An 11,181-nucleotide genomic window follows, 5' to 3' on the forward strand; every position below is an offset into this window, starting at 1 on the left:
ATGCATGTGACCCTTGGCCCCCCGACCGCCGAAGATACGCTGGCGATCTCGGTCGCGATGATGGACCCGCAGGTTTCAGGCTGGCTGCATCGCTTTCCCTATCCCTATGACGGGGCGGCGAAGGGGCAGGACGGGGCCATCAATGCCGTCACCAACAACTGGGCCGTGCGCGTCGATGGGCAATTCGCGGGCATGGTGCTGGCCACGCCGGAACTGGGTTGTTGGGTGCATCCGCGATTCCAGGGCAGCGGGATCGCCACGCGCGCCGCGATCCTGGCCCTGTCGCGGTTGTTCGCCGCCGGTGCGCAACAGGCCCATGCGCGCTACCTGCCCGAAAACTATGCGATGAAGGCGATCCTGGACCGGCTTGGCTTCCGGCCCGATACGATCAGCGACGTTTCCAGTTCGCTGACCCGCCCGGACATGGGCCTGCTGCGGCTGACCCGCGCGGATTTCGCCAAGGCTCAGCCCTTCCAGGTGCAGACCGAGCGGTTGCGGATCAGCCCGATTCGCCGGGCCGACTGGAATTTCGTCTACGATATCGCGGCACGGCGCGGGGTCGCACCCGATCTGCCTAACTTCCGTCCGGGGATGAGCGTCGAGGAATTTCACGGATCGCTGCCCCAGTTCACCGGCGTGCCGCCCTTCTGGTGCAAGATCCGTTTGCAGGACCGGATCGTCGGGGCGGTCGGGCTGGACCTGCGCCCCTTGACGGGCGCGGCGCCGGGTGGCGGCAAGGCGCTGTTGCTGGGCGGTTTCCTCGATTCGACCGTGCAGGGTCTGGGTATCGCCTCCGAGGCGCTTGGCGCCTTTCTGCAAGAGCTGTGCGACCGATACGCCGTCGATGCGGTCCATGCCGAGATCTTTGCCGATGCAGAGCCTGTCGGCGGCCTGCTGAAGAAGATCGGATTCGTGCTGGAAGACGAATGGCTGATGCTGGCCACATCCGTGCGCAGCGGGCCGGGGCATCGCTACGCGCGGCGATTCTGAGCAAGGCCGTCAGCCGCGCGACGCCTTTTCGGCGATGCCGGACTGCCCTTCGCGCCGTTCCAGTTCCGCCAGCACATCGGCCAGCGACAGATCGCGCGCGGCCAGCATGACCAGCAGGTGATACAGCACGTCAGCCGCTTCGTCGGCCAGACGGGCGCGGTCGCCCTTCACGGCCTCGATGATCGCCTCGACGGCTTCCTCGCCGAATTTCTCGGCGCATTTCTCGGGGCCTTTCGCCAGAAGCTGGGCGGTCCAGCTATCAGAGGGGTCCGCGCCCTTGCGGGCGGCGATGGTGGCGTCCAGACGGGTCAGCGCGTTCATGTCAGCCTCACGGGGATGCCGGCGGCGGCCATATGGGCCTTGGCCTCGGCGATGGTATGGGTGCCGAAATGGAAGATGCTGGCCGCCAGCACCGCGCTGGCATGGCCCTGGGTCACGCCCTCGACCAGATGGTCCAGCGTGCCGACCCCGCCCGAGGCGATGACCGGCACCGCCACCGCATCGGCAACGGCGCGGGTCAGGGGGATGTTGAAGCCCGCCTTGGTGCCGTCGCGGTCCATGCTGGTGAGCAGGATCTCGCCCGCGCCTTTCGCGGCGACGGTGCGGGCGAATTCCACCGCGTCGATGCCGGTCGGCCTGCGCCCGCCGTGGGTGAAGATCTCCCACTTGCCGGGGGCGACGGTCTTGGCGTCGATGGCGCAGACGATGCATTGGCTGCCAAAGCGGTCGGCGGCCTCAGTGATCACATCGGGGTTGGCGACGGCGGCCGAGTTGAAGCTGACCTTGTCCGCCCCCGCCAGCAGCAGGTCGCGCACATCCGCCGAGGTTCGCACGCCCCCGCCCACGGTCAGGGGGATGAAGCATTGTTCCGCCGTGCGCGTGACCAGATCATACATGGTGCCGCGGTTTTCATGGGTGGCGTGGATGTCCAGGAAGCACAGCTCGTCCGCGCCCGCGGCGTCATAGGCGCGCGCGGCCTCGACCGGGTCGCCCGCGTCGATCAGATCGACGAAGTTGACGCCCTTGACCACGCGGCCATCGGCGACGTCAAGGCAGGGGATGATACGGGTTTTCAGCATGGCGGACTCCTGTCGCCAAGGGTTTAACCGTTCGGACCTGCGGGGGGAAGGGGCCGCCTGCCCCGATCATTCCGCGTCCCAGGCCAGCATTCCCGCCACGTCGCAACTGTCGCGGTGGCCGACGTTTTCCAGGTCGCGGTCGATGAATTCCTGCGCGGCCTCGCGGCCGGCGGCATGCAGTTCCGCGACCAGCCCAGGTCCCGGCACAATCTTGCTGGATCCCGCCAGCCCGGCCATCAGGTCGTCGTTGCGGATCATGTGGACCAGCACGTTCTTCATCGCGCGGCCCGACAGGCGATCCTCGTCGAACAGGCGCTTGACAAAACGGATCGCGCGCAACTCGCCCAAAAGGGCGGCGTTGAAGCTGATTTCGTTGATGCGGTCCTCGATCTCGACGGGCAGGCGCGGAACGCCGTCCTTGATCATCGGGTTGATGTTCACGATCACGATGTCGCGCGGCAGGGCGGGGTCGTAAAGCGGAAACAGCGCCGGGTTGCCGCTGTAGCCGCCATCCCAATAGGCTTCGGTCCGGCCGGTGCGCGGGTCGGTGATCTCGACCGCCTTGAAGACCGTGGGCAGGCAGGCCGAGGCCATGATCGTCTCGGGCGTCACCTCGCCATTGGCGAAGATGCGGATGCGCCCGGTGCGCACATTGGTGGCCGAGACGAAAAGCTGCGGTCCCCCGGCGCCGTTCAGTGCCGCATGGGGCATCCCCGCGATGATCGAGGCCAGCGGGTTCCTGTAAAGCACCCCGAAGTCGTAGGGGCTGACGAAACGGCCCATCGTCTCGAACCAGGTCAGTGGCGACATGGCATGGGTCAGGCGCTGCATGAAATGGGGCGCGGGGATCATGCTGCTCAGCCAGCGCGACATCAGGCTGTTGCTGACCTTTCCGATCCGCGACCAGACATGGTCGAGGTTCCGCCTGGCCGCCGCCCTGCCCTCGGGTCCCGGCGCCGAGGCCAGCCCCGCCTTCAGCGCCGCCCCGTTCAGCGCCCCGGCCGAGGTGCCGCTGATGGCGGCGATCTCGATTTCGTCCTCTTGCAGCAAGCGGTCGATCACGCCCCATGAAAAGGCGCCATGCGCGCCCCCGCCCTGCAATGCCAGATTGATTCGCTTGACCATGTCCCGTTCCGGATTCCGCCCCCCGATCAGGCGCGATTCGGACCGGACGCGCAAGGGGCGAAACCGCGGCGGGCGGGATCAGTCCTCGGCGTTGGCCTCGGCCCGCGACTTGCCGGATACGTCCATCGCAAGCGTCGCGGCCATGAAGGCGTCCAGGTCGCCGTCCAGAACCCCCTGCGTGTCCGAGGTCTCATGCGCCGTGCGCAGGTCCTTGACCATCTGATAGGGTTGCAGGACGTAGGAACGGATCTGGTTGCCCCAACCGGCTTCGCCCTTGGCCTCATGCTGGGCGTTGATTTCGGCGTGGCGGCGCTCCAGCTCCATCTGATACAGACGCGATTTCAGCGCGGCCATCGCATTGGCGCGGTTCTGGTGCTGCGACTTTTCCGAACTGGTGACGACGATCCCGGTCGGCAGGTGGGTGATCCTGACCGCCGAATCGGTGGTGTTGACGTGCTGGCCCCCCGCCCCGGACGACCGATAGGTGTCGATGCGGATTTCATTGTCGGGAATGCTGATCTCGATACTGTCGTCCACCACCGGATAGACCCACACCGAACTGAAGGACGTGTGGCGCCGCGCGGCGCTGTCATAGGGGCTGATGCGCACCAGACGATGCACGCCCGATTCCGATTTCAGCCAGCCATAGGCGTTGGGACCGCTGATCTTGTAGGCGGCGGAACGGATGCCCGCCTCTTCGCCCGGCGTTTCGGATTGCAGCTCGACCGTATAGCCCTTCTTCTCGGCCCAGCGGGTATACATCCGCGCGAGCATGCTGGCCCAGTCGGCGCTTTCCGTGCCGCCCGCGCCCGCGTGGATTTCAAGGAAGGTGTCGTTGCCGTCGGCCTCGCCGTTCAGCAGGGCCTCCAGTTCCTTTTGCGCGGCAAGGGCGGCAAGGGTTTTCAGCGTGGTCTCGGCCTCGGCCACCACTTCGATGTCGCCCTCGGCCTCGGCCATCTCGATCAGGTCGATATTGTCGCCCAGTTCCGTCTCGATCCGGCGATAGGTCTCGACCGCGTCGGACAGCATCTGGCGGTCGCGCATCAGCTTTTGCGCGCGGGCCGGATCGGACCACAGGTCGCCGTCCTCGATCATGGCGTTCATTTCTTCCAGGCGGTGCGGCGCGGTGTCCCAATCCATGCGCTGCGCCAGCAGCCGCAGCGATTTGCGGATGTTTTCGATGGTCGCCTGGGTTTCCGCGCGCATGATCGTCGTCCTTCGTAATCAGGGGTGCAGAGATAACGGCTGCGCGGCGCGGGGGCAAGAACCCTGCCGCGCCCCTAGTAAAGCCCGCCCGAGGACAGCGTGCCGAAATCGGCCTGGCGCGGAATGACCCGCTGCTGCCCGGTCGAGGTCGTCACCGCCTGCCCGCCCCCGTCGCCGCGCGAATAAAGCGGCAGCGTATCGGGGTCCAGCCGGTCCCAGCCGCCGTCGATATAGTCGCGCGTCGGGTCCCAGCCGTCGCGGAAGAATTCGGCGATCACGTTCGGCCCCTTGGCGTCGGGACCAAGGCGCTGGCCGGTGAAGCGGTCGATATTGGCGAAATGGCCGCCCGGCGGGACCTTGAAGGGCGTGCCGCCGTATTCGCGGACGGCCTGCTGCATGAACTCCTGGAACACCGGCACGCAAAGGGTGCCGCCGAAGGCGCCGGGTCCAAGGCTGCGCGGCTGGTCGTGGCCCAGGTAGCAGCCGGCGACGATATTGCTGGTATAGCCGATGAACCACACGTCCTTGGCATCGTTCGTCGTGCCGGTCTTGCCTGCCACCGGCACCGGCAGATCGACTCCCCGGCCCGAGCCGCGCCGGACCACCCCCTCCATCATCGAGGTGATCTGATAGGCGGTGATCGCATCCATCACCCTTTCGCGGTCCGAGTTGATGACGGGACCGGCGCCCGCGGGCCAGTTGGCCTGGCCGCAGGTCGCGCAAGCGCGCTGGTCGTGGCGGTAGACGGTGCGGCCCCGGCGGTCCTGGACGCGATCGACCAGCGTCGGCTCGACCCGTTCGCCGCCATTGGCGAACATCGCATAGGCGGCGACCATCTTCAGCAACGTGGTTTCCTGCGCGCCCAGGCTGTTGGCAAGGAAGTTGCCCAGGTCATCGTAAACCCCGAATTTCTCGGCATATTCACCCACACGCTCCATCCCGATATCCTGCGCGATGCGGATGGTCATCAGGTTGCGCGACTGCTCGATCCCGGTGCGCAGCGGCGTCGGGCCGTAGAAGCGGCCGCTGGCGTTCTTGGGCGTCCACAGCCCTTGCGGCGTGTTCACGATGATCGGTTCGTCCACGACGATGGTGGCGGGGGAATAGCCGTTGTCCAGCGCGGCGGCATAGACGAAGGGCTTGAAGCTGGATCCCGGCTGCCGCATCGCCTGCGTCGCCCGGTTGAAGACCGAGGACTGGTAGGAAAAGCCCCCCTGCATCGCCAGGACGCGGCCCGTGTTGACATCCATCGCGGTAAAGCCGCCCTGCACCTCGGGCACCTGCCGCAGGGTCCAGCGGATAAAGCTGCCGTCGCTGTCGCTGGTCATCCGGCGCACCAGCACCACGTCGCCGGCCTCGAGCAGGTCCGAGGCGACGCGCGCTTGCGGCCCAAGCCGCCCGTTCGCCTGCCGCTTGCGCGCCCATTGCACGTCCCGGGCGGGGATCCAGTGGCCGTCCTCGTCCTCATCCACGCCCTCGATCCCGATGCGGGCGTCGTTTTCGCCAAGCGACAGCACGACGGCGGCATGCCAGCCAGGAATGTCGCGCGGCACGGTGGCCTCGCGCAGGGCGGCGCGCCATTGACCTTCGCTGGCCAGTTCATCGGGCGCGATGGTCTGGCGGGTGCCGCGCCAGACGCCCTGGCTGCGGTCGTAGCGTTCCAGCGCCGTCTGCAAGGCTTTGGCCGCGATCACCTGCAAATCGGCATCGACCGTGGCGCGGATGGACAGGCCGCCACCGAAGAATTCCTCGTTCCCGAATTCGCGCGAAAGCTGACGGCGGATTTCGTCGGTGAAATAGTCGCGCGGGGGCAGGCTTTGGGCAAAGGACGGAAAGTCGCCGTTCTGGACCGAGCGCAGGGGCCTTGCCTGTTCGGCCTCCATCGTCTCGCGGTCGATATGGCCGTTCTGGAACATCTCTCCCAGGATCCAGTTGCGGCGTTGCGTGACCCGCTCCTTTTCGCGAACGGGATGGTAGCGGCCCGGCGCCTGCGGCATCGCTGCCAGCGTCGCGGCCTCGTGCGGGGCAAGTTCGGTCAGGCCCTTGTTGAAATAGACCTGCGCGGCGGCGGCCACGCCGAAGCTGTTCTGACCCAGGAAGATCTCGTTCAGGTAAAGTTCCAGGATCTGGTCCTTGGACAGCGCCGCCTCGACGCGGGTGGACAGGATCAGTTCCTTGATCTTGCGTTCGGCGCTGCGATCCGCCGACAGCAGGAAGTTCTTCATCACCTGCTGCGAGATGGTCGAGGCCCCGCGCAGCGGCGCCCCGCCGATCACCGCATCGCGCACCGCGGCCCCGATGGCGCGGACATCGAAACCGGGGTGGCTGTAGAAATGCTTGTCCTCGGCGCTGATGAAGGCGTGTTTCACCAGGTCGGGAATTTCGTCGATGGGCACGAAGATGCGCCGCTCTTCGGCGAATTCGTCGATCAGGTTGCCCTCGCCCGAATAGATGCGGCTGATCGTCTTGGGCGCGTATTGGGCAAGCTGGTCATGGCTGGGCAGGTCTTGCGAATAGATCCACAGCACGCCGCCCACGGTCGCCATGCCGAAAAGCGCCGCCAGCGCGAACCATGAAAAAAAAGCGCCGATAAAGGACAGGACGAAACGCAGCAACTGGGGGCCTTCCGGTTTTTCTGGGCCTGTATAAGGGCCGCGCGCGGCGGCTGTCAAAACAACCTTGCGCTATTTGCGCAGCAAGGGGGCGCGCTGCGCCTCGTCGGTGGCCCATGCCTCGACGGCGCGGGTGATCGCGCCGGCCATGCGCGCCCGCCACGCCGGGTCCAGCAGGTTGGCGCGGTCGCCTTCGTCGGTCAGAAAGCCAAGCTCGATCAGGACCGAGGGGATGTCGGGCGATTTCAGCACCGAAAACGCCGCCCCCCGGATGGGCTGGCGATGCATGACGATGCCGCCCCGCGTCATTTCCGACGACAGCATCCCCGCCAGGTTGCGCGAACGCGGCTGCGTATCGACCAGCGCAAGGGCGATCAGGGTCTGGACGATCTCATCCTCGGTTCCCGTCAGGTCCGTGCGCGAGATCAGGTCGTCGCGGTCATGGCGCGTCGCAAGCTCGGCCGCGGCGCGGTCGTTGGCGGCGCGGTCCCAGATGAAGACCGCGGCCCCCGCGGCCTGCCCCACCGGCAGCGCGTCGGCGTGAAGCGAGATGAACATATCCGCATCCGCCGCCCGCGCGATGGTGATGCGCCGTTCCAGCGGCACGAAGGTGTCGCTGTCGCGGGTGGCCACGACCTCGATCCCCCGCGCCTCCAGCGCGGCGCGCAGTTCGCGCGAAAAGATCAGCATCAGCGCAGCCTCGGTGATCGCGCCGACCTGTGCGCCGGGATCGATCCCGCCGTGGCCGGGGTCGATCACCACGCGCAGCGGGCGGTCTTGTCCGGGCGGTGGGCGCGATTCATAGCGCGGAACGCTGCTTTCGGGCAGGTCCCACAGCGCGGTCAGCGTATCCTGCCGCACCACGAAGTCCTTTTCCGCGACCGGCTTCATGCGCAGCCGGATGCGGGCCGAGCCGTCGGCGGCGGTGTCCTGTATCGCCTCGGTCAGCAAGTAGGGGGCGGGCAATTCGGCGACCATCCGCGACCAGCCGGGTCGAAAGACACCCCAGCGGATCCCCTGGAAATGCTGCGCGCCCGCCAGCGCCTCGGGCTGGTCCTGCGCAAAGTCCAGGCCCCGGAAATCGACCACCAGCCGCAGCGGATCGCGGACGAAATAGACGCGGTAGGGCACGGCGGAATCGGCGGCCAGCACCAGCTCCAGCGGGCGGGGCCGGTTCCTGCGCTCGCGCCCCTCGGCCTTGACGGACGAGGCTTCGATATCGAAACGCGCACCCCCCTGCTGCGCGGCCCCGTCCAGAGGCAGCAGCAGGGCCAGCATCAGCGCAAGCACAAGCGCCCTCACCGCGGCACGGCCCCGCGCGCGGCCATGAAGGCCTCCAGCCGGTCAAGCCCCTCGGCAATGTCTGCCGCCCCGCGCGCATAGCTGAAACGCAGCGTCCGCGCCCCGCGCAGGGGGTCGAAATCCAGCCCGGGCGTGACGGCAACCCCTGCCTTTTCAAGGATTTCTGCGCAGAACTTCAGGCTGTCTGCGGTCAGGTCCGACACATCGGCATAGATGTAGAAGGCCCCTTCCGGCGGCGCGATCCGGCCAAAGCCCATGCGCGGCAGCCGTTCCAGCATCATGCGGCGGTTCTCGGCATAGACGGCAAGGTTGCGATCCGCCTCGGCCTCGCAATCCAGCGCGGCAAGGGCGGCGATCTGGCTGGCATGGGGCGGGCAGATGAACATGTTCTGGGCCAGCCGCTCGATGGTGCGGATATGGCTCTCGGGCACCACCATCCAGCCGATCCGCCAGCCCGTCATGCTGAAATACTTGGAGAACGAGTTGATGACGACAACATCATCGGTCACTTCAAGCGCGCTGGTGCAGCGCCCTTCATAGCTCAGCCCGTGATAGATCTCATCCGAGATCACGCCGATCCCCAGTTCCGCCGCCCGCGCGGTCAGTGCGGCCAGTTCGCCCCGTTGCAGCACCGTCCCCGAAGGGTTGCCGGGCGAGGCGAGGATCAGCCCCGCCACATCCCCCGGCACCTGGTCGGGGCGCGGTTGATAGCGGTCCTGCGCCAGCGTGGGAATGCCCACCGGCGTCAGCGACATGGCGCGCAGGATCTGGCGGTAGCTGGGATAGCCCGGCTCGGGCAGCGCAACCCGGTCGCCCGCGTCGAACAGCGCCGCGAAGGCCAGCAGGAAGGCGCCGCTGGACCCCGATGTCACCACCACCCGCGCCGGGTCCAAATCGACCCCATACCAGCGGCGGTAAAGACCGGCGATGCCCTGCCGCAACTCGGGCAGGCCAAGCGCGACAGTATAGCCAAGCGGCTCGGCCAGGGCATCGGCCAGCGCGGCGCGCGCACCGGCGGGCGCGGGGGTCGAGGGTTGGCCGACCTCCATATGGATGACGCGGCGGCCCGCGGCCTCGGCCTTGCGCGCGGCCTCCATGACGTCCATGACGATGAAGGGATCGACCTCGCCCCGCCGCGATTTCCTCAGCTTGCCCGTCATGCCGCCTGCCTCGTTTCCGGTGGCCGGGACCCTGGCCCGGCATTTTGGCGTCTTGATAACCCGGCGGCGGCGGCGCTTCCAGCCCTGCCCGCGCGCAAAGCCCCGCAATCGAAATTATCAATTTTTTCTATAGACAGAATTTCGCTTTCATATCTTGCCCGCTTGCGGCCAACGTGGTCCATGAATCAAGACGCCCCTGGACCAGAGAAAAGGAACCGCCATGCGCTACAGCCGCGACATGATCGGATACGGAGAAAACACCCCCGATCCCCAATGGCCCGGAGGCGCGAAGATCGCCGTCCAGATCGTGATGAACTACGAGGAAGGCGGCGAGAACAGCATCGAACACGGCGATGCGGCGTCCGAGGCCTTCCTGTCCGAGATCATCGGCTGCCAGCCCTGGCCGGGCAAGCGCCACTGGAACATGGAATCGATCTACGATTACGGCGCGCGCGCGGGCTTCTGGCGGCTGCACCGGATGCTGAAGGACGTGCCGGTCACCGTCTACGGCGTCGCCACCGCGCTGGAACGCGCCCCCGAACAGGTCGCCGCCATGCAGCGCGCGGGCTGGGAAATCGCCACCCACGGGCTGAAATGGATCGATTACAAGGACATCCCGCGCGAGGTCGAGGAGGACCACATCCGCAAGGCGATCGAGCTGCACACCCATGTCACCGGCGAACGTCCGCGCGGCTTCTACCAGGGGCGCACCTCGATGAACACGGTCGCGCTTGGCTGCGAGGAAGGCGGGTTTGAATATCTTGCCGACACCATCGCCGACGACCTGCCTTATTGGCACGTCCACGACGGCAAGCCCCAACTGATGGTGCCCTATACGATGGACGCCAACGACATGCGCTTTTCCAGCGGCCAGGGCTTCGGCACGGGGGTCGAGTTCTTCGACTATCTGCGCGACAGCTTCGACGTGCTTTATGCCGAAGGTCAGGCGGGCGCGCCCAAGATGATGTCCATCGGGCTGCATTGCCGCCTGATGGGCCGTCCGGGCCGCGCCATCGCGTTGCAGAAATTCCTGGAACATGCGCGCAGCCATGAAGGCGTCTGGTTCGCGACCCGCCTGGATATCGCGCGGCATTGGGCGCGGGTGCATCCCTGGCAGCCGCGCCTGCGCCCCTCGGAAATGACGCGCGACGCCTTTGTCGAGGCATTCGGCAGCATCTACGAGCACTCCCCCTGGATCGCCGAACGGGTCTGGGACGGCGAGATGGGAGCGATTCACGACACCCCCGGCGGGCTGGCCGCGCGCATGGCGCAGGTCTTCCGCGCCGCCAGCGACCAGGAACGGCTTGGCGTGCTGCTGGCCCACCCCGACCTTGCGGGCAAGCTGGCCGCCGCCAGGCGCCTGACGGCCGACAGCACCGCCGAACAGGCCAGCGCGGGCCTCGACGCGCTGACCGACGAGGAACGGGCCGAGTTCGACCGCCTCAACACCGCCTATGTCGAAAAGCACGGTTTCCCCTTCATCATCGCCGTGCGCGACCACGACAAGGCGGGCATCATGGCCGCGATGCGCGACCGGATCGACAACGACACCCCGACCGAGCGGACCGAGGCCGAACGCCAGGTCAGCCGCATCGGCGAATTGCGCCTGCAAACCGCCCTCAACCCGGAGCCCGCGAATGCCTGACACCACCCCCCGCCCCTACGCCGGTCCCGTCGCGGGCCTGCCGCCGCAGAGCGACCTGACCA

At 67.1% G+C, this 11,181-nt stretch carries 9 protein-coding genes; 2 read left to right on the plus strand and 7 right to left on the minus strand.

Features of this window, described 5'->3' with window-relative positions; translation table 11 throughout:
* Complete coding sequence (locus Q0O97_RS11200) at positions 1 to 990, plus strand: GNAT family N-acetyltransferase (protein ID WP_294928941.1); 990 nt, start codon at positions 1 to 3, stop codon at positions 988 to 990.
* A gap of 9 nt (positions 991 to 999) precedes the next feature.
* Here the strand turns inward: Q0O97_RS11200 and Q0O97_RS11205 are convergent, their stop codons facing one another.
* From Q0O97_RS11205 to Q0O97_RS11235, 7 genes are all read right to left on the minus strand, one after another.
* On the minus strand, positions 1,000 to 1,311 hold the full coding sequence (locus Q0O97_RS11205) for a phosphoribosyl-ATP diphosphatase (protein WP_294928944.1): 312 nt from the start codon (positions 1,309 to 1,311) through the stop codon (positions 1,000 to 1,002).
* Complete coding sequence (gene hisF / locus Q0O97_RS11210) at positions 1,308 to 2,069, minus strand: imidazole glycerol phosphate synthase subunit HisF (protein WP_294928947.1); 762 nt, start codon at positions 2,067 to 2,069, stop codon at positions 1,308 to 1,310. The genes Q0O97_RS11205 and hisF overlap by 4 nt, the downstream gene beginning before the upstream one ends.
* A gap of 66 nt (positions 2,070 to 2,135) precedes the next feature.
* Positions 2,136 to 3,194, minus strand: coding sequence for a patatin-like phospholipase family protein (locus Q0O97_RS11215; RefSeq protein ID WP_294928950.1), 1,059 nt, complete (start codon positions 3,192 to 3,194; stop codon positions 2,136 to 2,138).
* A 78-nt stretch (positions 3,195 to 3,272) separates the two neighbouring features.
* Positions 3,273 to 4,400 (minus strand): peptide chain release factor 2, encoded by a 1,128-nt coding sequence (gene prfB / locus Q0O97_RS11220; protein ID WP_294928953.1) that lies wholly within the window; start codon positions 4,398 to 4,400, stop codon positions 3,273 to 3,275.
* Positions 4,401 to 4,474: 74 nt separating this feature from the next.
* Positions 4,475 to 7,015, minus strand: a complete 2,541-nt coding sequence (locus Q0O97_RS11225) for a PBP1A family penicillin-binding protein (protein ID WP_294928956.1) — start codon at positions 7,013 to 7,015, stop codon at positions 4,475 to 4,477.
* A gap of 69 nt (positions 7,016 to 7,084) precedes the next feature.
* Entirely contained in the window at positions 7,085 to 8,314 is a 1,230-nt protein-coding gene (locus Q0O97_RS11230; protein WP_294928959.1) for an N-acetylmuramoyl-L-alanine amidase, read from the minus strand.
* Positions 8,311 to 9,462, minus strand: a complete 1,152-nt coding sequence (locus Q0O97_RS11235) for an aminotransferase class I/II-fold pyridoxal phosphate-dependent enzyme (RefSeq protein ID WP_294928968.1) — start codon at positions 9,460 to 9,462, stop codon at positions 8,311 to 8,313. The genes Q0O97_RS11230 and Q0O97_RS11235 overlap by 4 nt, the downstream gene beginning before the upstream one ends.
* Positions 9,463 to 9,694: 232 nt before the next feature.
* Here Q0O97_RS11235 and puuE point away from each other — a divergent pair, with 232 nt between their 5' ends.
* Positions 9,695 to 11,119 carry an allantoinase PuuE gene (gene puuE, locus Q0O97_RS11240; RefSeq protein WP_294928962.1) on the plus strand — a complete coding sequence of 475 codons (1,425 nt, stop codon included), beginning with the start codon at positions 9,695 to 9,697 and terminating at the stop codon, positions 11,117 to 11,119.
* The last annotated feature ends 62 nt before the right edge of the window (positions 11,120 to 11,181 follow it).

Origin of the sequence: uncultured Paracoccus sp. (assembly GCF_945915435.1) — a bacterium.
Taxonomy (GTDB): domain Bacteria; phylum Pseudomonadota; class Alphaproteobacteria; order Rhodobacterales; family Rhodobacteraceae; genus Paracoccus.